Source organism: Sphingobium sp. DC-2 (genome assembly GCF_000722555.1).
Lineage (GTDB): Bacteria > Pseudomonadota > Alphaproteobacteria > Sphingomonadales > Sphingomonadaceae > Sphingobium > Sphingobium quisquiliarum.
This window is the reverse complement of sequence record NZ_JNAC01000076.1, coordinates 1-20,553: the sequence shown is the minus strand read 5'-3', so window position 1 is coordinate 20,553 and position 20,553 is coordinate 1. Positions and strand designations below refer to the sequence as shown.

General features: G+C 61.6%; 20 protein-coding genes. 12 read left to right on the top strand and 8 right to left on the bottom strand.

The genetic code is table 11. The features are described from left to right. Positions 1-7: 7 nt before the first annotated feature. Both ET21_RS0117270 and ET21_RS0117265 read right to left on the bottom strand, forming a co-directional pair. Positions 8-304 (bottom strand): type II toxin-antitoxin system RelE/ParE family toxin, encoded by a 297-nt coding sequence (locus ET21_RS0117270; RefSeq protein ID WP_013846902.1) that lies wholly within the window; start codon positions 302-304, stop codon positions 8-10. Continuing rightward, on the bottom strand, positions 294-545 hold the full coding sequence (locus tag ET21_RS0117265) for a type II toxin-antitoxin system ParD family antitoxin (protein ID WP_013846901.1): 252 nt from the start codon (positions 543-545) through the stop codon (positions 294-296). The genes ET21_RS0117270 and ET21_RS0117265 overlap by 11 nt, the downstream gene beginning before the upstream one ends. A gap of 226 nt (positions 546-771) precedes the next feature. Between ET21_RS0117265 and ET21_RS0117260 the strand changes: the two genes are divergently transcribed. From ET21_RS0117260 to ET21_RS0117240, 4 genes are all read left to right on the top strand, one after another. Further along, positions 772-1,248: a hypothetical protein gene (locus tag ET21_RS0117260; protein WP_013846900.1), complete on the top strand. Its 477-nt coding sequence runs from the start codon at positions 772-774 to the stop codon at positions 1,246-1,248. After that, complete coding sequence (locus ET21_RS0117255) at positions 1,245-1,550, top strand: hypothetical protein (RefSeq protein ID WP_013846899.1); 306 nt, start codon at positions 1,245-1,247, stop codon at positions 1,548-1,550. The genes ET21_RS0117260 and ET21_RS0117255 overlap by 4 nt, the downstream gene beginning before the upstream one ends. An 82-nt stretch (positions 1,551-1,632) precedes the next feature. Further along, the gene (locus tag ET21_RS0117250; RefSeq protein WP_237751588.1) at positions 1,633-2,631 is read left to right on the top strand and encodes a hypothetical protein; all 999 of its coding nucleotides are present in this window, start codon (positions 1,633-1,635) and stop codon (positions 2,629-2,631) included. 39 nt (positions 2,632-2,670) lie between these two features. Beyond that, positions 2,671-4,034 (top strand): IS3 family transposase gene (locus ET21_RS0117240; RefSeq protein WP_156029267.1). Its coding sequence is split into 2 segments (ribosomal slippage): positions 2,671-3,019 and positions 3,019-4,034, totalling 1,365 coding nucleotides; the frame shifts between segments, so codons are not numbered across the junction. Here the strand turns inward: ET21_RS0117240 and ET21_RS0117235 are convergent. Next, on the bottom strand, positions 3,979-4,830 hold the full coding sequence (locus tag ET21_RS0117235; protein WP_237751587.1) for a tyrosine-type recombinase/integrase: 852 nt from the start codon (positions 4,828-4,830) through the stop codon (positions 3,979-3,981). The genes ET21_RS0117240 and ET21_RS0117235 overlap by 56 nt on opposite strands. Then, positions 4,824-6,371, bottom strand: a complete 1,548-nt coding sequence (locus ET21_RS0117230) for a tyrosine-type recombinase/integrase (protein WP_030540643.1) — start codon at positions 6,369-6,371, stop codon at positions 4,824-4,826. Before ET21_RS0117230 ends, ET21_RS0117235 begins: the two co-directional genes overlap by 7 nt. A gap of 209 nt (positions 6,372-6,580) precedes the next feature. Here ET21_RS0117230 and ET21_RS0117225 point away from each other — a divergent pair, with 209 nt between their 5' ends. Genes ET21_RS0117225 through ET21_RS0117215 form a run of 3 tightly spaced genes read left to right on the top strand, consistent with a single transcriptional unit; the run spans position 6,581 to position 9,470 of the window. Next, a complete protein-coding gene (locus tag ET21_RS0117225; RefSeq protein ID WP_337587958.1) occupies positions 6,581-8,272 on the top strand; it encodes a strawberry notch C-terminal domain-containing protein in 1,692 nt (563 codons plus the stop codon). 53 nt (positions 8,273-8,325) lie between these two features. Then, positions 8,326-8,739 (top strand): MbcA/ParS/Xre antitoxin family protein, encoded by a 414-nt coding sequence (locus ET21_RS0117220; RefSeq protein WP_030540641.1) that lies wholly within the window; start codon positions 8,326-8,328, stop codon positions 8,737-8,739. Continuing rightward, a complete protein-coding gene (locus tag ET21_RS0117215) occupies positions 8,736-9,470 on the top strand; it encodes an RES family NAD+ phosphorylase (protein WP_030540640.1) in 735 nt (244 codons plus the stop codon). The genes ET21_RS0117220 and ET21_RS0117215 overlap by 4 nt, the downstream gene beginning before the upstream one ends. 65 nt (positions 9,471-9,535) lie before the next feature. Here ET21_RS0117215 and ET21_RS0117210 read toward each other — a convergent pair whose 3' ends face one another. Beyond that, positions 9,536-10,048: a hypothetical protein gene (locus ET21_RS0117210; RefSeq protein ID WP_030540639.1), complete on the bottom strand. Its 513-nt coding sequence runs from the start codon at positions 10,046-10,048 to the stop codon at positions 9,536-9,538. Between the two features lie 253 nt (positions 10,049-10,301). Between ET21_RS0117210 and ET21_RS0117205 the strand changes: the two genes are divergently transcribed. Beyond that, positions 10,302-11,114, top strand: coding sequence for an ATP-binding protein (locus ET21_RS0117205; protein ID WP_030540638.1), 813 nt, complete (start codon positions 10,302-10,304; stop codon positions 11,112-11,114). Here the strand turns inward: ET21_RS0117205 and ET21_RS0117200 are convergent. From ET21_RS0117200 to ET21_RS0117190, 3 genes are read right to left on the bottom strand one after another with little or no spacing between them, the layout of a single operon-like run. Continuing rightward, positions 11,061-12,254 (bottom strand): DUF4417 domain-containing protein, encoded by a 1,194-nt coding sequence (locus ET21_RS0117200; RefSeq protein WP_051768211.1) that lies wholly within the window; start codon positions 12,252-12,254, stop codon positions 11,061-11,063. The genes ET21_RS0117205 and ET21_RS0117200 overlap by 54 nt on opposite strands. Then, entirely contained in the window at positions 12,251-12,601 is a 351-nt protein-coding gene (locus ET21_RS0117195; protein WP_030540636.1) for a hypothetical protein, read from the bottom strand. Before ET21_RS0117195 ends, ET21_RS0117200 begins: the two co-directional genes overlap by 4 nt. Next, complete coding sequence (locus ET21_RS0117190) at positions 12,601-13,275, bottom strand: hypothetical protein (protein ID WP_051768210.1); 675 nt, start codon at positions 13,273-13,275, stop codon at positions 12,601-12,603. Before ET21_RS0117190 ends, ET21_RS0117195 begins: the two co-directional genes overlap by 1 nt. A gap of 428 nt (positions 13,276-13,703) precedes the next feature. On the opposite strand from ET21_RS0117190, the gene ET21_RS0117185 reads away from it, so the two are divergent. The 4 genes from ET21_RS0117185 (at position 13,704) to ET21_RS0117170 (ending at position 20,546) form a co-directional block, all read left to right on the top strand. After that, positions 13,704-15,512 carry an ATP-dependent endonuclease gene (locus tag ET21_RS0117185; RefSeq protein WP_237751586.1) on the top strand — a complete coding sequence of 603 codons (1,809 nt, stop codon included), beginning with the start codon at positions 13,704-13,706 and terminating at the stop codon, positions 15,510-15,512. Next, on the top strand, positions 15,509-17,272 hold the full coding sequence (locus tag ET21_RS0117180; protein ID WP_030540633.1) for a UvrD-helicase domain-containing protein: 1,764 nt from the start codon (positions 15,509-15,511) through the stop codon (positions 17,270-17,272). Before ET21_RS0117185 ends, ET21_RS0117180 begins: the two co-directional genes overlap by 4 nt. A gap of 369 nt (positions 17,273-17,641) precedes the next feature. Then, positions 17,642-19,630: a ParB/RepB/Spo0J family partition protein gene (locus ET21_RS0117175; protein WP_030540632.1), complete on the top strand. Its 1,989-nt coding sequence runs from the start codon at positions 17,642-17,644 to the stop codon at positions 19,628-19,630. 166 nt (positions 19,631-19,796) lie between these two features. Then, complete coding sequence (locus tag ET21_RS0117170; protein WP_037471250.1) at positions 19,797-20,546, top strand: ArdC family protein; 750 nt, start codon at positions 19,797-19,799, stop codon at positions 20,544-20,546. Positions 20,547-20,553 lie beyond the last annotated feature (7 nt).

Here is a 20,553-nt window from a genome sequence, read left to right as displayed (position 1 = left end):
CGCAATTTCAGGAAAGCTGGTCGGATGCCTGCCAGTCTTCCCGTCCATGACGGACGCCGAGGATCAGGATGTCCTGTCCTTCGATGATATAGACGACGATATGGGACTTGTAGGGATGTGCCCGGACCGGTGGTGAAATTTCCGCGCGCGCTCTTGCCGAATAGGGAAAGTCGGAGAGAAATCCAAAAACCCGATGCAAACCGGCCTGATATTTTTCCGCGACGGCTTCTCCTAATTCTCCGACGCCGCCGACATATATACCGATGAGATCCTTTTCGGCGTTACGCGTGAGTCTATAGGCCATGACCGACGCCTGCGCGACGCCGGGCTTCCTTCATCATGTCATCGATGGAATTGGGACTTATGCCGGAGGCGAGAGACTCATCGACCATGGTCTGCATGGCTGCGATCTTCTCCCGCCGCTCCTGGTCGCGACGGATCAGGTCGCGCACATAATCGCTGGCATTGCTGTATCTGCCTGTCCCGGCCTGACCTTCGACCCATTCCTTCATCGCATCGGGGAGGGAAACATTCATTGTCGCCATGGGAACACCTCTAAGAGACTATATGGCATATTTGGCAAAGATTGTCAAAATCAGGCGGGCAACGAGAGCCGATCATAGACAAAGCGCATCTCTCAGCGTTGTCCGTATGCCTGCGGATGAGCGCACCGGCGAACCCACCACGATCCCGCAGCATAGTTGAACACTGGCCGCGGAAAAACCCGCTTCGCCAAACCTCTGTCCCATCTCCAATCGAGGAGTCACCCGCATGGAAATCACCTTCCACTTCGGTGCCGCCAGCCATCCCGTCAGCTGGATCCTCCACGCTGCCTACGGCTCCCACTATGGCGTGGCGCTGGCCGCGGCGCACACCTGGCATGAACGCATGATCGCCTCCGCGCGAAACGGAACCCCGGCCGGCGGTCAATTCGTGATCGCGGTCAAGGATGATGCGGTCGTTCGGACCGATCTCATCTTCGACGCCGATCATTTCCGGCGGCACCAGGAACCCGACGATTGCTCCTGGTTGTGCCAGTTTCAGTCCTTTCCCCTCGCCATTCCCGAAACCGTCAAGCAGACCGTGACAGAGGCGCTCCGGCGCGAACTGGTCGATGTCGGCTTCCTGATCCCTCGCGCCCAGTGGGAGGAACGATACCCCGAGCAAGCCGAGATGCTGCGCCAGTTTCGCCAGGCGATGCAAAACCGTCTCGGCCCACCCGAGGATGAGGGAATGGACGCACCATGAGCCGGCACGAACTCGATCCGCTCGCGCAAGCGGCCAGCACCCATGGCGCATTGAGCATCGCCATTGGATGGGACGCGCCCCTGAACAGCTATTTCGCGATCGTCCAGCGGGAGGACGACGATGTTGACGATGATGATCGCGACCTTCTCTGGATCGGAACCCGCTACGGCGAAATCCTGGAGCCAGCTACCGTGATCGACGTGGTCCGGCCCTTCGCGGCCATCCGCGATGACCTGGCTGCGACCCTGGGCGCCGATCGCTTCCGCGAGGGCAGCCGCCTGCGTGCGCCCTGGATTCGCTGAAGAGGATCAGCCTGTTTCTGACGTCTCGACGAGCTGACCGATCAGGGTGACGGCGAACACAACCAGGAAAGTCGCCCACGGCATGGACGGCAATAAAGAGTGGAGGGGGAAGCAGGGAGAGGAGCAGGCGAGTGTGTCCGAAGGGACCACGGACCACCAGGCTCTCCCTTCTTCGGAGACATTTCCCATGACCACTCCCAGATCCGCGCCATGGACGGCGCAGGAAATCGCCATTCTGCGCGCCTGGTATCCGGCCGAAGGACATGGCATCGCGCCGCGGCTACCAGGCCGCAGCGTCCATGCCCTGCAGGTCAAGGCCAACAAGCTTGGCTTGACGACGGCCCATAGAAGCTCCGCGCCCAAATCGCGCCTTCAGGGTGAAGCCCTCGATGAGGCCGTCAGACTGCGCGAGGTCGAAAACTGGTCGTTCAGCGCGATCGGCAAGCATTTCGGGGTCTGTGAGGCCAGCGCCTCCAACGCGGTTACGACGGCGCTGTGTGTCCGGCGTGGATACCGTCCCGCGGAGCGCGATCAGCATGGTCGCCTGACCGTCGAAGGTATCGAGCGCCTACGCTATGCCCTGAAGAAGGGCCTCAAGGGCATCGACATCCAGTTGCGCCTCGGCGTGTCGGCGGCCTGCGTTTCCGAGCAGCGTCGCCGATATAATCGGGAACTGCTTGCACGCGGCAAGGCGCTGCTACCACCGCCCGGAGGCGGCCAGGCCTATAGCGGCGCCAGGCTGTCGCCGGCGAAACGCAAACAGGTCGAGCAACTCTTCCTGCAGGGACTTGGCACCCAGAAGATCGCCGAGCACACCGGCGTGTCACGGACGAGCTGCACACGCATCAGGACCCGGCTCTTCCGCCGCCTGCGCCGCAGGGGCGAAGTGCTCCCCGGATGCGATGCCGCCGGGGTCCGCCATGTCCATGCCGAGAGCGCGCGCTTCGTCACCGATGAGCAGAAAGAGCTACTGCGCGCGATGCTCCTCGATCGCATGCCCGTCCAGCGAGCCGCGCGCGAACTCGTGATCGGCGCTGTTCCGCGTCAGCACCAATGGCACAGATTTGAGGTTGTGATTTAAGGAGGGTTGGGGCTTCGTCGTAGTGACGAAGGAACGAAGATGAAGCCCCAACCCTCCTTGAAAAAATCGCCGGTGAAGGCCCCTGCTGAGCGGGTGGTGAAGGACATCCGGCGGCAGACCCGGCGGCACTTCTCGGCCGAAGACAAGATCCGGATCGTGCTTGATGGGCTGCGCGGCGAGGACAGTATTGCCGAGCTGTGCCGCAAGGAAGGCATCGCGCAGAGCCTGTACTACACTTGGTCGAAGGAGTTCATGGAAGCGGGCAAGCGCCGCCTGGCCGGCGACACCGCCCGGGCAGCGACCACCGGTGAAGTGCAGGACCTTCGCCGCGAGGCGCGCGCTTTGAAGGAATGCGTGGCCGACCTGACGCTGGAAAACCGTCTGCTCAAAAAAAGCATGATCGCGGATGGGGGCGACGACGAATGAGGTATCCCGCATCGGAAAAGCTCGAGATCATCCGGATCGTCGAGCAGTCGCATCTGCCCGCCAAGCGCACACTGGACAAGCTCGGCATCGCCCGCCGGACGTTCTACCGCTGGTACGATCGCTACCTTGCAGGCGGCCCGGAGGCCCTGGAGGATCGACCCTCGGCCCCGAGCCGGGTGTGGAACCGGATCGCGCCCGAAGTGCAGGACCAGATCGTCGAGATGGCGCTGGATTACAGCGAGCTGTCACCGCGTGAGCTGGCGGTGCGCTTCACCGACGAGAAGCACTACTTCGTGTCCGAAGCCACGGTTTACCGCCTGTTGAAGGCCCATGACCTGATCACCAGCCCGGCCTATGTCGTGATCAGGGCCGCCGATCAGTTCCACACCAAGACCACCCGGGTGAACGAGATGTGGCAAACAGACTTCACCTACTTCAAGATCATCGGGTGGGGCTGGATGTACCTGTCGACGGTGCTCGACGACTTCTCGCGTTACATCATCGCCTGGAAGCTGTGCACCAACATGCGCGCAGAGGATGTGACCGACACGCTGGACCTCGCGCTCGCGGCTTCCGGCTGCGACAGCGCCAAGGTGCTGCACAAGCCCAGGCTACTGTCGGATAACGGCCCCAGCTACATCGCGGGCGAGCTGGCGGAATACATCGAGGCCCGGAACATGAGCCACGTGCGCGGCGCCCCGATGCATCCGCAAACACAGGGCAAGATCGAGCGCTGGCACCAGACCCTGAAGAACCGCATCCTGCTGGAAAACTACTTCCTGCCCGGTGACCTCGAGGCCCAGATCGAGGCCTTCGTCGAGCACTACAACCATCACCGTTACCACGAGAGCCTGAACAACGTGACGCCCGCCGACGCCTACTTCGGCAGGGCGCCGGCCATCATCGAACGACGAGAAAGGATCAAGCGACAGACCATCGAACATCGGCGCTTGCAGCACCGCAAGCTTGCCGCCTAACATCAACCCCCAGACGAGGCCCGCACTCCGCTAATTTACGCCGCGAGATGCGCCAAATGTTCTGACGACGGACATGCCGCAGATCGTGGAGTCGCATGCCCGCCGTACCGGTTGGTCCACGATATCCGAGAAGCCGGGCCAACCTGACGAACACGACGTGGGCGCGCACCTTGTGCGGCGCCCGCCCCCGGATAGTGACGAACAGGTCATTACACCTGGCCGGGTGCTTCGCGCGGATCGCAATGTAGACTTCGAGTGCTTGGCGCGTCGATGGCTGCAAGGCGATCAGCCGCTGCTTGCCGAACTTGCCGTTGCGGACGACCAGCCCATCCTCGACCAGATCGTCGCACTGTAGCGCGAGAGCCTCGGAAATACGGAGACCTGTCGCCGCGAGCAAGCCGAACAGGTAATGGTACGTGTATGGGCTGATCGTGCCCTGGGGCGGAACGTTCAAAGCCGCCGCCATGATCGCCCGCACCTGGTCCGGTTCGATGATGGTCGGAGTGGGACGTGGCCGCTTCCCCCGGCCGAAAACGCCGACAGGCGCGACTTCGTGGTCTGGATCCTCGGCGTGAGCGAAAAGACTGAAGTTACGAGCGGCGTCGTACCTATGACGAGCCACGTTCTGCGAGCTTGCCGTGTGGCACCAGTCGTAGATGCGCTGCACTCGGGTGTGACGGTCACCGAAGCGTTCGGCGAAAGCGGCGTATTGGCGAAGCAATCGTTCCTGTTCCGAGAACTTCCGCCCCAAGCTGCGATACAGCGAGACGTATCTGGCAATATGCGTGTTCAGCATGACGGTTCTCCCGGCCATGACTGCGCGATCTTCATGAGCATCGGCAGGTCGACCTTGGCGTAGATGGCGGTGGTCTCGGGCGAGCTGTGGCGCAGGATCGTTCCAACGGACTCCAGCCCTGCGCCCGCGCGCAGCAAGTTGGTGGCAAGCGAATGCCGGAAAATGTGCGATCCGGTCGGCACGCCTTCGATCCCGCCGCGCTCATGCGTGCGTGCAACGATGCCGGCAATCTCCGCCGATGAGCGGAACGAACGGAATGGGGCTTGCGCGCGCACAAACAGATGCGGATCGGCGGTCTTGGGGCGTGCCTTGGCAATGTAGTCCAGGATCGCGTCACCGACGTCCTGAGGCAATGGCAGGCGATCGGGCCGACGCGTCTTGCCCTTGACCGTCAGGTGGCCCGAGCGCCAGTCGATATCGTCGAGGTGCATATCCCGAATATCACCGGCACGCAGGCCAAGCCGGGCGAGCAGGAGAATGATGGCCTTGTCCCGAACTTCCACCGGGCGATCAGTCGGACATGCGCCGATGATCTGCTCGATCGTTGCCGGGTTGACGTGCCGGGGCAGCGTCGAAAGACGGTGGCGTTGCACTGATGGGATCGCGTGCAACAAAGCCGGACGGCAAACACCCTGCACGACCAGGAACCGAATATAGCTCCGCATTATCGTGACGAGCAGTGATGCCGAACCCGGCGTCTCCTTGCTTCGTTGTTGAAACGCCCGCCTGAGGACGGCTGCATCCCATTGTGAAGGCTCGCCGAGCATAGGTATGAGCCGCCTGATATCGGCCCGGTAGCGCCGGATCGTCTCATCGGTCGCACCGCGGTGTTGCTTGAGCCACGCCAGAAATGCCGCCATGTGCGGGTCGTCATCCGACACCGGTTCGACTGAAGGGATGACACCCCGGCCGCGCAAGAACTCGACGAAGCGCCGAGCGCCACGCCGCCGCCGCTTCGCGCCCGAGGCGATGAGCTTGCCCCGCTTGCGCCAGACCGGACAGCGGCAACCATGCACCGCGTACTGGTCGAGGATCGCGTCATCGAAATCGGCCCACGACTGCCGCTTGATGCGAAGCCAGGCCACAATATGCTCGGCTTCCGACCGGTAGCCCTGTGCCACTCCAGGGGCGAGTTGCAGGCTGTCGATTACATCGGAGTAGTCGTTGAGGTGACGGGGGAGATCGTCGATCCCATCGTCGACTTCGATGTACCCTTGATCTTCGAGGAACCGGACAAAGCGCCGGACCCGCGCAGCCTGATCAGTCTTATAGGCGGCTTGCTGAGCCGAGTATCCGTGGCACCGGCAACGGTGCTTCTCGAACCGTCGGACGACTTGATCGTCGAGCGTACCGACCGGGATCGCATGCACATCCAGCCAATGCAGGAAATGACGGATCGCTGCACTGTACAGGATCGAACAGGCCGCTTCCTCCTTGACCCACAGAGAGGAGAGGAAGGCGTTGAATAGGGCATCTGAGCTGGGCGGATCTTCGATCCGGAGCTGTGCCGGACAAAACAGCTCTGATGATCTTGTTCTCATGGTGGTTCCTTCGACTTGTTGAGGCCGAGGGAACCGTAATTATCTGGAGTGAAATCATGGAAAACCGAAGGAAACCTGCGCCTCCCGCCGCCACGCTCGACATAAACTGCGACTGCAAAGAATATGTGATCGACTATCTCGCCAAGAGCTTTCCCGTTCGCCTGATGGCGGTGTTTACCGACGAAAACGGCAATCCTCGCTCCGAGCCGATGAGCGACGAGCATGGCGCACCAGTACTGTGCCGATCAGCGCTTGCCGCGCGCGACCGGATGATCGAGCAGCTCTGTGCCTTACCGCCGATTGCCACTGCGCTCGATGCCATCATCGAACGCTTCGGGGTCGACCAGGTGGCGGAAGTCACTGGCCGCACGCGCCGGCTCATCGTTGGCCGCGATGGTCATCAGAAACTCCAATCCCGGTCGCCTCGCGCCAACGTTGCCGAAACCCAGGCCTTCATGAACGGTGCCAAGCGCATCCTGGTGTTCTCCGATGCCGGGGGAACCGGGCGCAGCTACCATGCCGATCTGGCTGCGAGGAACCAAGCCCGCCGCGTCCACTTCCTGCTCGAGCCGGGCTGGCGGGCTGACGCCGCAATCCAGGGGCTTGGCCGCACCAATCGCACCAACCAGGCATCGGCTCCGCTGTTCAGGCCCGTGACCACCGATGTGCGCGGCGAGCGCCGCTTCATCTCGACGATCGCGCGGCGGCTCGACAGCCTCGGTGCCTTGACGCGTGGTCAGCGCCAAACCGGCGGGCAAAACCTGTTCGATCCGGCCGACAATCTCGAAAGCATCTACGCCAAGGAAGCCCTCCATCGCTGGTTCGGCCTCTTGTTCACAGGCAAGCTCGAAGCCGTCAGCCTCGGGCGCTTTCAGGAACTGACGGGCCTGCGGATCGAAGCGCCTGATGGTTCGATGGTCGATGACCTGCCATCGATCCAGCGCTGGCTCAACCGTATCCTGGCGCTTCCTATCGCCCTGCAGAACTCCATCTTCGATGAGTTCATGGGGCTGGTCGAAGCGCGCGTCGATGCCGCCCGGCAGGCTGGCACCCTTGATCTCGGCTTGGAGACCATCGCGGTTGAGGACTTCACGATCCTATCGGACACGCTGCTGCGCACCGATCCGGCATCGGGCGCGACCACCCATCTGCTGGAACTGGAAATCGCCAGAGCCTTGAAGCCGCTCACGTTGAAGCGGCTCGAGGAGCTGCACGGCCTTGCTGCGCAGCGGCAGCGACCGGTTCGGAACGCCCGCTCTGGTCGGGTCGCCCTGCTGGTCCCCGCGCGCAGAATTCTCTCCGATGACGGTACGCGCGTGGCCCGCTTCGAATTGCTGCGCCCGCTCAAGCGCAGTCACATCACCGAGGATCAGTTGGCGGAGAGCAGCTGGGAGGATATTGCCATCGACACCTTCCGCGATGCCTGGTCAACCGAGGTCGCGGAGGCGCAAACCAGCCACAAGCGCGAGCGCCTCTATCTTGCGACCGGCCTCCTGCTGCCGGTCTGGGACAAGCTGCCTTCGGATTTTGTCAGAGTCAGCCGCATCTCGGCGGCGGATGGCCGCTCGCTTCTCGGCCGGGAGGTTCCTGTCCATTGTGTTCCGGAACTGTGCCGGGCGCTGGGTCTCGAGCGGGAACAGATGCTGTCCGCTGATGACATTGTCCAGACCGTTCTGGCGACGGGCCGGGCCATGGAGTTGACCGGCCGCGAGAAGCTCATGGTCAAACGCAGCCTGGTCAATGCCTCACAGCGAATTGAACTTACTGGATGGAGTGCAGCTCGCCTCGACTGGTACAAGGCGCAAGGCTGCTTCACGGAGATTATCCGTTACCAGACGCGCCTCTTCGTGCCGATCGAAGGCGCCGCGAGCGTGATGGCCAGACTGGCATCATCGGTATAGTTCCTTGCCGAATGGCCCTATTTGGTCTATATGATGCCATATGGAGAACTGCCATGCTGGCCCTGCAACCCGTTGATACTGCCGTTACCGCCTTCCGTCCCGATCCGATTACCCAGGACGAGGCAGCTGCCATGTTCCGGGCAGTCCTCAATCTGTTCGGCAAATGGGAGCTGACCGACGAGCAGGCGGCAACGCTGCTCGACATGCCGGTGCGCTCTTATCGCCGATGGAAGGCGGAAGGTCCCGGGCGCGTTTCGCGTGATGGGCGTGCGCGTCTCTCCAACCTCTTAGGCATCCACAAGGCGCTCCGGATCATCTTCTCTGAAGCAACGCGCGGCTATGCCTGGATCAGGGTGGCGAACGACGCGTTCGACGGAGCCTGTGCGCTCGACGTAATGCTGGGAGGCGAGCTCACCGACATCATGCGAGTGCGTCGCTATCTCGACGCAGAGCGCGGTGGCTGGTGAGCGAAGCGATAGATATCCCGGTTTCCCGAGTTGAGTGGAAGGGCGCTGTCAGGATCATACGCAGCGCCTTTCCGCCGATCGACCTGTTCGAGGATATCGCTGATCCGGCCGACTGGCCGCTGCTGATCTCGGCGGAGCAGAAGACCAATCCGCGCATCATGGCGACGATTGGCAATCTCGACCTCGTTCCGGCAGGCCGGCGCGTCGGCGGCAACGGCGCCTCCTACCTCATGGCGCCATTCACCCACATTAGCACAGATCGGCCAAGCCGGTTTACAGATGGCAGCTACGGCGTGCTCTATGTTGGGGGCCGTTTTGAAACCGCGCTATTCGAGACGATCCACCACCATGCCCGCTTCATGGTACGGACAAAGGAAGCGCCGGGATGGACCTCGCAGTTCCGCGAAATCGTCATGGCGGTCGATGCAGAACTGCATGATCTCCGACCTCAGGCGGGGGAGCCAGTTCCGGCGCTCGATCCCGACAGCTACACCGCATCCCAAGCGCTCGCGCGGCACCTCAGGGGCGCGAGATCGAACGGGATTACCTACCCGAGCATCCGGCATCCCGGTGGGGAATGCGTCGCGCTCTTCTACCCAGACTGCGCGTCGAACCCCCTACAGGGGCGGCACCTCGACTATCACTGGGATGGCGCGCGGGTTGACCTCGTGCGTGATGCCGGATCAGGGACGGTTTTCCGTATCGTCGATTTGCCGCCCGATCCTGTCTGACCGCATAGACTGGGTTTCCGGCCGAGTGCTGTAGAGTCTCCGAGCGCAAATGATGGCCAGCAGGCTCATGCCTGCGAACCAGCCTTCACGAGTTCATGAAGGGCTTTGTCCGGCGACACCGGGCCCTTGTACAGCGGGCTACATGGTGTTTCCGCTAGCTTGGCGGAGATTGCCAAGAGGTCCTCGTCATCACCCTTCTCATAGGCATAGGCAGCCAGCCAGAATTCGGCCTGCTTAACGAATTCATTGAGGATGCCCACGACACTCCGGTTCGCGGTCTTTGCATATTGGACCTTGTCCATCTGCCAGACTTCCTGAGCGATGAATTCGCTTGGGACGACGTGCTCCTTCAGAACCAGCGCCAATTGTGCGGGAAATCTTCGGGCAAGCGTGGCCGCCGGGGCCAGCGGCATAAGCACGGGAAGTAGCGTGCGCTCAGAAACCAGCAAAGCCACCTGCGGCTTCCAGAACATCACCGTGGCATACCAATTGCCCAAGGCGGTATCGCTTTGCCCGGGCTCAGCGATCTCGGGTTTGATCCGATCAAGTAATTTCTTGGTGCAATGGAGGCAAAACATGGCGGCCCACCATAGTGTTCGGTGTCCCGCGCGTCCACCGAAGCTGGTGGCCTCGCTGCTGGAATGATGAGGCCCGCCACTCACATCGTCGAAGACAGGGGAGTTATGCGGGGCATCAGAGCTAACAAGCCAGAAGACATTTGTGACCAACCTCGCCGGGCACATCGCTCCTGAGGCAGCCCAATCATAATCCCCGAGCCGTGCTCGACCCAAAGAATTTCAGGCGTAAGCCAAATGCTTATGGTATTGAGCAATGATGCGTACCTTGCAGGCACAGTTCTCGGATGTAGATGATCTTCTCAGAGAAGCGATGCATGGTCATTTGCATGGCCACGGTTCGTTTATGATTGAAAACTCAGGACGTATTGGGCCACTTGTCGAGTTACTGGCTGCTGCCCAGCAATTTCCGGCCGAGTATGCATCCGTTTCATTTGCGGGGTCATTTGCCCCGAAAGTTCGCGATGCTTGGGCAACGGGCCAGCCGTTCGGCGGCGGCTTCAGCGACCAAGCTGGGGCGTTTCCATTGCCGTTGGAGAACCCTGTAGAGACCCGTGATCCCGTGTGGGCGCAATGGCTCCTCCACGCAGAAAATGCTGCCAAGAATAGAGGCTTTCCCGCCGGGCTCGTCGCATCGCTGGTAGGGGCAATGGGTGAGATGCAGGACAATGTCTATGAGCATAGCGGCGCGGCCCAAACGGGGCTGGTTGCCTATGCGGTCACGGATCGCACTTTCGAGTTTGTGGTGGCGGATCGCGGCATGGGTGTGCTGGAGACGCTGCGGCAAAACCCTGACTACGCGTATCTGCCGGACGCAGGTGCGGCGCTGACGGAGGCGATCCGACCTGGGGTGTCGCGGTTCCCTGCTTCCAGCGGACGGGGCCAGGGATTTATCCAGCTTTGCAGGTCAATGGTGACAGACCGGGTCGAGCTTCGCTTCCGCTCAGGTGATCATGCGCTCACGCTATGTCCGACAAATGATCCCCTTAACGGGCACCAGCGGCTCAGCCATACCTCAGCCCTCGCGGGCCTGACGATCAGCGCGATTTGGCGCGCGGAGACCCCGTGAAGCAGCGTCGCGCCGCCGCTCTGCGTGGGTGCGCTCCAAGATGATATGGTTGCTGTGAAGCGCTGCGACGTTCTGTTGCAACAACGTGTCGATGGGCGCGCCACGTGGTGTCGGATGTTGGCGCCACACCAATTTTCCGTCGGGGCGGAATTGGGCTTCTTGGCGGCATCGGGTCTTGGTGAAGGCGTCGGTATCAATCATTGTCACCGCCGCAAACGCTGCGCGCAGCGGTTCCAGTGCCCGCATGCCGCCACGCATCACCAAACCCAGCGGTTGGGGCACACGGGCGGCAAGTGCGGACAGCTGCGCCACATGCCAATCGAGCCGTTCGCCACGGCCCGTACCGGTCGCGAACTCGAAGGCTAGGCATTGAATCTCCGGGCGCTCGGCGATCAGCTCGGCCCAGCGCTCGTAATCCCGTTCCGTCCGCGCGTTGACATGCAGCGCGGTCGGAAGCCCTGCCTGCATCATCTCAACCGCCGCCATCAGGATGCGCTTCATGGCATGCATGTTGTCAGTGCGAGGCACATCGGTCAGCACGCTGTAATTGGGTGGCGTGATCAGCGCGATGTCGAGGGCTGCCAGCTGCTCCAGCATGGCAGCCCTGTCTGTCGCCGCCCAGTAGCGCTCGATCCTCCGGTCGCGTGCTACCCCTGAGATCACCAGTCGGGCGTTCGGATCGATACCGAACTTCTGACTCAGCGCGTCCCTGTCTTGATAGCGCAGCGTGCCCGCGTTGATGTCCAAAAGCGCATGGAGCGGCAGCGCGACAATCGGAGAGTTGAGCGTGCCGACGCGTGCCGTCGAATGTTCGATCAACGGAACCATGGGCGGCAGTGCCTCAATGGAGACGATTGGGGCGCGGGGCGCGTTCTTGAGGTCCAAGCCATTGACCTCCCGCAGGCGTTCTACAAACTGTTTCGGGTTGCCTCGGCAGACCAAATCGCAGGTCGCTTTGTCATTGCAGCGGCAATAATCGCTACAGTCGAAGAAGCTGGCGTTGTTGTGCGCCCCGCCACAGATAGGATGATCTACGCAGCTCACGCAACCCAGCGAACAGGGCATAGTGGCTGCATCGTCCCACAGGCGCTGCGAGTTGCGCACGATGCGGGGCAGCGAATTGTTGTTGGCATTCTTCATTGCAAACGAAGCTCCACGCTGTTGCCGAACAGGCTGACCCGTTCAACGATCCCGAGTGCGACGCCACCGCAGTCGGTAATTGTTGTGCGCATGTCGGACGGCAGGCCGTTGACGGCACCGATGCGGCTTTGCCCCCGGCACACCATGGCATTGCCGGACCCACACTGCACGACCAGCTCGTCGCCCGCCCGCACGCTCATGCCGGGGTCGATATCCGCCGTAATGGTCCGCTGTTGTGACCCGAACCGGACATCGAACAGGCCCGGCTGCTTGAGGCGGTCCACACCCTTGTTCCAGCGCTTGCGCCAGGGCTGGCCAGACTGTTCGCGGATGAAATCAGCACCCATTACACGGTCTCCATCACCGGGCTGAACAGCTTGGTTTTGCCGTGCCGCACTTCCTTCAGCATGCCCTTCGCGGACAGCGTCGCCAGCCGGTTGTTCCATGCAGTCGTGCCGATCTTGTCATCGGGGCGGAGCTTGGCCAGCTCGGGCGCGGAAATCGGATGGTGCTGGGCAATCAGTTGGATGGTGCTCATCTGCCCTGCGTCGAGCTCCCCAAGGATCCGGGGGTCAGTGGCCGCGCCATCAGCATCAAGGGCACATGCCCAAATGGCGTCGTTGCGACCCCGAAGGTAGGTCGCAAGTTCCTCCTCGATGGTCGCGTTGGCATTGGCCACCACCGGGTAGATCATGCCAGCCGCGTTGCGGCAGAAGTCGCGGAAGCCCATCACGGCCTCGCGAAGGAACGACCCCGTCGCGATGTCCACCTCCGCGAAATCGAGGAAGGCAAGGGTCGGCTCGACCACCGGCTTCGTCTTCTCGATCAACTGGGCGAGCATCTGCCGCCCCATGGCGCTACCGGCCAGCGTTGTGCTGCCGGCTGGGTTGGTCAGCATCGGGTATCGAATCATGTCACAATCCTCACTAATGACGGTGAGATAAGTGAAGGCGGCCGGTTCGTCAAGGTTCGTGGGCCAAGCTTCGCCGATGTTGAGGACAATCCGGGTAACCGCCGACATACCGGACGTTCAGGGCGCCAGTTTGGCGCGTCAAAACCGGTCGTTCTTTCGCTGTTGCAGATGACGCGTATGATTGACGGGACCAAAGGCAAACCGGCCCCGTACATCTCCGCGGCTCTGTACATCCTGCTACACCGAAGCCAGTCATCCGTTGAGCAGCGCAACGCCTTTCTCGTATGTTTAGGATTGCGGAAGTTCCGGAACGTCCGGTTCGAAAGCGCAAAAGACGGATAGCGGACGCTTAACCCAGCCTACGCCGGAGCCAGCGCCTCTGTCTGCGACCTCCAAGCGCTTTAGCCCAATGGTCGGAGGATCCCAAGAAAACTCAAAATCGGTGTAACCTCGGTCAGCGCACTTGTCTTGGGGTTCCACCTAATTCAATCACATAGCATCGGGGCGTGAATCTGCCGCTGAACAGTTGGGTATAGATGATGCGGGTAGCACGGATTGTAATTCAGAACTTTCGCACCTTCGCTTCGCTTGACGTGAATGTTGCTGATGACCTGTGCTGCATCATCGGCGAGAATAACACCGGAAAAACCGCTATCCTGCGTGCGATCCAGATCTGTCTCGACAACATGTTACCCTCGAGTTTCCGGTCACTGCTGCGCGAGGACATCCACTCCGCGATTGATATTGCCGAACCAAGTCAGGTTCTAATCGGGATTGAGTTGACCGGGTTCGAGGGCAGGGTGAACGAAGAGGCCCTTGTCAGTACCTGGAAGACTGCCGCGGATCGTGCGCGCATATTCTACCGCTTTCGGCCACGCCCGGCTGTGCGGGAACAGCTTGCGAGTGGCGACATCGCTCCCGGGACTCTGACCCTTGAGGACTATCAGTGGGAGATCCGCGGTGGCGGTGATCCTGCGATCGACCTCACCGAAATTGCCTGGGATGACGAGGGGATCGGCGAGTCCGTGCGCTTCGCCGATCTTCAATCCTACCTTCTCATTCATCTGCCCGCGCTCCGCGATGTCGAGAACGACCTTCGCAATCCCCGCCAGTCACCGCTTATCCGCCTGATTGAGGCGTTCGAGATCGATGCGGCAGAGCAAGATGCCCTGATTGCCATCCTCGACCAAGCCAATCAGGCAATCGCGAACTCGGCGACCATCGCCGAGATAGCAGAGGCAATAGATGCGCGGTTCAAGGAGGTCTCTGGTCCCGCATTCGAGATGGACGCGACACTCGGCCTGTCCGCCGCAACCTTCCGCGCGATCATTCGCAACCTGAAGATCATTTTGTCGGACCTGTCGCTCACCTCGTTCGAACCCGGCCGCAACGGTCTTGGTATGAACAACATACTCTACATCGCCATCCTGATGGAATATCTCCAGCGGCGGATCGCGCTAAACCGTTCGGCCGGCCAGTTGATCCTGATCGAGGAACCCGAAGCGCATCTCCATCCCCAGCTGCAGTTCTCGCTGATCGCGGCACTGCGCGCGATCGGCGTGCAGACCATCCTTACCAGTCACAGCACGCAAGTGACCTCACAGGTTCCGCTAAGCAGCGTTGTATCGCTCACCAAGCGCCAAGACGCGACCATTGCCGCTGGCAATCTCGCGCTCAACGCGGCGCTAACCGCTCCCGAGATTGCCGATCTCGAACGCTATCTCGACGCAACGAAGAGCGCATTGCTCTACGCCCGCAAGGTCATGCTGGTCGAAGGGCCGGCCGAGATGTTCCTAATCCCGGCGCTGATCGAGCAGGTGTACGGCGTGAAGCTCGAACGCCTCGGCATTTCAGTTATCGCGATTCATGGGGTCCATTTCGACGTCTATTCCAAGCTGTTCCGTGCTGGCTCACTCGAGAAGAAGTGCGCCATTGTCGCCGATGCTGACATGAAGCCGTCCGACGCCGAGGACTTCGATCCGACAACCGACGCGCCTGATCTGGTGGCACTGGAAGGCGACTTTGTGTCCACATTCGCTGGCGCCACGACTTTTGAGCGCGAACTGGTATCGGTTGGGCGCTTGCCTATGCTAATCGAGACCGTTCGTGCTCTTGGTGCGCCGCAGATCCTTACGCAGATGGAGAATGGGCTCGCAACCCTAGCGCTCGGGGGATTGGGCCTAGCCGAAGAGACAGCGCTGCGCGTCGAGCTTGGCCGTATCACACTCAATACCGCCAAGCGCTTTGGCAAAGCGCGTTTCGCGCAGATAGCGGCGCGCTACGCTAATCTCGCGACCGATCTGCCGCCCTATATCGAGCAGGCCTATGAGTGGCTAACCGAATGATCCGACTGACACCCGAGCAGCGCGAGGCGGTCGAATATGACGGCAATCTGCTGCTGACGGCTTGCCCAGGTAGCGGAAAGACGCGGGTCATTCTCGCAAAGCTGCTGAAGCTGGCCGATCAGGTCGTCGACACGCCCCAGTTCATCGGCTGCATCACCTATACCAATGCCGCGGTCGACGAGATCGAGGCCCGGTTACGCACATACGGCAACAACGCGATCGCGGATCGCTGTGAAATCTCCACTATCCACGCTTTCTGCCTACAATTCATCCTGCGTCCCTATAGCTGGCTCATTCCCGAAGTGCCGGCGTCGTTCCAAGTGCTGTCTCGCGAGAATAGCCTGTTCGAGCAGATCGTGACGGCGGTCGAGGACGCCTTCGGTCGCATGCCCGCCGGGCAGGTTTTTGAGGACTATGAATCGCTTCGCATCGACGTGAACGGCGAACCTTGCGGCCAGGGTATCGAGACCGGCATCGTGACCGACGAATCCGCCGCACTCTATTGGGAGCGGGTCCGTGCCCACGGATACCTCGATTTCGCGATGATCCTCTACTATTCTTGGAAGATCCTCGAACAGCACCCCTTCGTCGGACGCGGCATCGCGAGCCGCTTTACCTGGCTGTTGATCGACGAGTTCCAGGATACCACAGACATCCAGATCGCGATCTTCGGTGCCCTCCGACAATTTCTCCACACCAGATTCTTTCTTGTCGGTGACCAGAACCAATCGATCATGCACTTCGCCGGTGCCCGTCCCGAACTTGCCGAGCAGTTCGGCGATCAGATCGACGCGCGCCGCGACACGGCCCTAACCGGCAACTTTCGATGCGGGCCGGCGATAGTCAGCACTGCTTCAACACTCATCCCGGCCGTGCCGGGAATGCAGTCCGCGGGCGATGCAGCGCAGCTCGCGGCGCAAGTGAACTACGTCCATGTCGACCGGCCAATCGACGCTATCACCGACCATTTCCTGCCCGCCCTGCAGGATGCCGGCATCCCGCTCGGCAAAGCCGCGATCCTTGCTCCATGGTGGACGCATCTTATTCCCATCGCTCGCGCCCTCCGCGAGTTCGATGTCCCGGTCTTCGGTCCGGGTGCGCGCCCCTATAAACGTCGGCGTCTGCTTGCTGGACTTGCCGAACAACTCGGTGCGTGTGCCGAGGCCGGCAATTATCTCGGTCTCCCGGGGGTCGAACGGTCATTGTTTCGGGTTATCAGTGATCTCACCGGGAACTCGCGCTACGACATGTTTAGCTATCAGGGGCGACGTGTGGCGCTCGGCCTGATCTATCTCGCTCGCGAACTTGCCGACAAGCATCCCGGCGGCGTCGATTGGTTGCGCGCCATGGCCCGCGAGGCTGGTGACTATCTCGAACACGAGGAATGGTTGCCCGGCAGCGCCAAGCAGCCGCTGATCGCTTCCGCCGAGGAAATGCTTTCCGACATGCAGGCAAGTAAGGTTGATCTCGCGAACCTGCTGATCTCCGATATGGGCCTTTTCGCCAATCCCGAGCATGCGCTCAAGCTGATTACGCTGCACAATTCCAAGGGGCGCGAATTCGATGGCGTCGCCCTCATCTGCATGAACAATGGCAGTATACCGCATTTCTCGACGTCGACGCAGGAGGAGTATGACGAGGCGCGGCGGCTATTCTACGTCGGCCTGACCCGCGCTAAACGCGTCCTCGTCGTCGCGTCTGACCAATTTCATTGGAAGAACACGCCAACCCCGTTTATCGAGGAAGCAGGCCTCGGATGAGCGCCTGGTTGCTTACAGGGCCCATTTGGCATGGACTGACTGGCCGCTTTGTCGTCGACCTCGACCGAATGGCTCAATGATCTCTCAATGACCGGTGTCGACGTAAGTTGACGCTCTCAGTACCACACCGGAACCATCGGGCTGGTCGGCGCTTCCCCCGGGGCTCCTACGTATCCGAATGGCGGCTATCCTGTTTCGCGCGCTTCAAGCTGGCGTTCTGGACCGTCCGCACTCATAGTCATTCGTCATTGCTCCGCGCTCATCAGAAGATCCGCTACGAACGCATGAGAGGGGAGTGGGCTTTGCCCTGATTGAGCCATTTGGGCGTCGATGGTCGATGCGCCGGGCTCACCATCAGGAGTGTGCCCCATGATCAAGTCGATCCCGCTGAACAAGCTCGTTCAATCTCCCCGCAATGTCCGCCGTCACAGTGATCCGGCAGCAGATGCTGAACTCAAAGCCAGCATCGCAGCCCATGGGCTGCTGCAGAACCTCATTGTCCGGCCTGCCGCAAAGGGCAAGTTCGAGGTCGAAGCCGGCGAGCGCCGCCGCCGCGCGATGTTTGCGCTTGCGGACGACAAGATCCTCGCGCGCGATCACGAAGTCACGTGCCTCGTGCTCGAGGACAGTGCTGAAACCGCGGTCGAGACCAGCCTCGCGGAGAACTTCCACCGATTGGCCATGAACCCAGCCGATGAAGCCCAGGCCTTTGCCGCGCTCGTTGCAGGCGGTGCGACTGTCGAGGACGTTTCCCGCCGCTTCGGTCTGACTGTCCGCTTCGTCGAGGGACGTCTTCGTCTTGCGACGCTTGCGCCCGTCGTGTTCGAGGCCCTGGCCTCGGGCCAAATCACTCTCGACATCGCCAAAGCATTCGGTGCGACTTCGGACCAGGAAATTCAGGCCCGCGTATTTGAGCAGGTTTCCTCAGCCTACTATGCCCCCAATCCGGACAGCATCCGGCGCATGGTGCTGTCCGGGACTGTCCGGGGCAGCGATCCGCGAGCACGCCTTGTCGGCCGCGATGCCTACATTGCCGCCGGCGGCCGGATCGAGCGCGAACTGTTCGATGACGACGACAGTGAATCCTGGGTCGATGTCGCGCTGCTGGAAAACCTCGCCGCCACGAAAATGGAAGAGCAAGCCAAGGTCCTGGCTGCCGAGCAAGGGCTCGCCTGGGTCAAGCCCACGCTCGATCCCTACGCAAGCCATGATCTGGTCGAGGGGCTGGTCCGTCTCCCCGCCGAAGCCGCCCCGCTCACCGAAGCGGATCTGGCAAGGCTCGACGAGCTCGATGCCTCCTATGACGAGCATGCGGCGATCCTCGAAGACGAGGATAGCGCCGAGGAGGCCGCGGCAGCGGCCGAAGCGGCCATTGAAGCTATCGAACGCGAATGCCAGGAAATCCGCGCGCGACCACCTGTCCTCGCGCCGGACCTCAAGGCCGAAGCGGGCATGATCCTGGTCCTTTCTCGCGACGGAACACCGGTGCTGCAGCCGGTGTTCTACGGTGAGCGCCAAGCGGATCCAGCCGATAGCGACGAGTCCATCGAAGTGGTTCCCACGGACGGAAGTTCGACCACACGGCGGACGGCGTTGTCGAAGCGCCTGGTCGACGAACTGGCCATGCAACGTCGCGACGTTCTGGCGCTGCACATCGCTTCCGACCCCGGACTTGCGCTCGACCTCATGGTCTTCACGCTCGCCGATGCCGATACCCACGACTGGCGAGCGCGCGCGGCGACGACGCTGCGTGGGCCTGCTCCATCGGGGCCGATCATCGGATTTGAAGCCAAGGATGCTCCGGCGAGCAGCGCACTCGCCGAACTCAGATCCGGCCTTGATGAGAGCTGGCGCGCTGGCGACAACACGGCTGCTCGTTTCGACCTGTTCCGCGCGCTGTCCGATGACAACCGGGCCGCGTGGCTCGGCTTTGTCGTGGCCCGCTCGCTCGAAGCAAGCCTCAACATGGCCGGCGAACGTCAGGTGGCTTTTCAGGATCACCTCGGCAGCCTGGTGGGAATCGACATGGCGCAGTGGTGGCGGCCGACTGCTGCAAACTACTTCGACCGGGTTTCGAAGCAGGTGATCCTCGACGCACTGACCGACGTTGGCGGCCTCGAGCTCTCCTCGCGCTTTGCTTCGGTCAAGAAGGGCGATCTCGCGATGAGCGCGGAGCGCGTCTTTGCCGGCACCTACATCACCGAGGTCGAGGTGCGTGAAAAGGCGCTGGCCTGGGTGCCCGAGGTCATGCGCTTCGCCGCAGCCGCTCAGGAGCCGACAGCCGCCGAGCTGGACGGCGCCGATATCGACAGTGGTGAAGACGACCAAGACCAGTCCCCCCGCGAGCTGGCCGCCTGACCTCCTCCTGACAGGCAAGGCCACTCGTCCCTCGAGAAGCGGTCCTTCGGCTTATGCCGGAGGGCCGCTTCCTTTTTGGGAAGAGAGCAGAGGGTGCTCGAGGACCTGCGGCACTGATCGGCGAGCCTGTCGCCGGTGGATCAGATGCCAAATCAGGAGACCCATCATGACCTATCGCAAGGGACAGAACGGCGGCATTTCGCCTGCCACCCGTATCACACAGGAAATCATCGCCCGTCTCGAAGCAGGCACAAAGCCATGGATCAAGCCGTGGCGCGGTGTCCCGGTCTCCCGGCCCCTCCGGGCCTGCGGAATTCCATACCGCGGCATGAACGTGTTCTGGCTGTGGATGGTTGCCGACATGTGCGGCTACGCCTCTCCTTTCTGGATGACGTACAACCAGGCAAAGTCGCTCGGCGCCCAGGTCCGCGAGGGCGAGAAGTCGACCATTGCGATCTTTTACAAGAGCTACACCAAAGAAGTGGAAGCCCCCGATACCGGCGAAAAGACCAACGAAGCACGCCGGGTGCTGAAGCCCTATCCGGTCTTCAACGCGGATCAGGTCGAGGGGCTGCCCGAAAGGTTTTACCCAGCCGCGACGCTCGAGCTAGTCGAGCCTGACGGACGTGAGCTGTCGCTCGACGCCTTTTTCGCCGCCATCCCCGTCAACCTGCGTCACCAGGGCAATGAGGCCTATTACGAGCCGACCGCTGATCGCGTGACAATGCCGCCGGCCAGCCTGTTCTCCGGCTTCGATCACTATTACGCCACGCTTGCCCACGAGCTGTCGCACTGGACGGGTCATGCGTGCCGTCTCGGGCGCGATCTGAAGAACCGCTTCGGCACGGCGGCCTATGCCGCCGAGGAACTGGTCGCCTTATCTGGACAGTCTGCGCCGTCCGCAACATTGCAGTAAGGTCGGC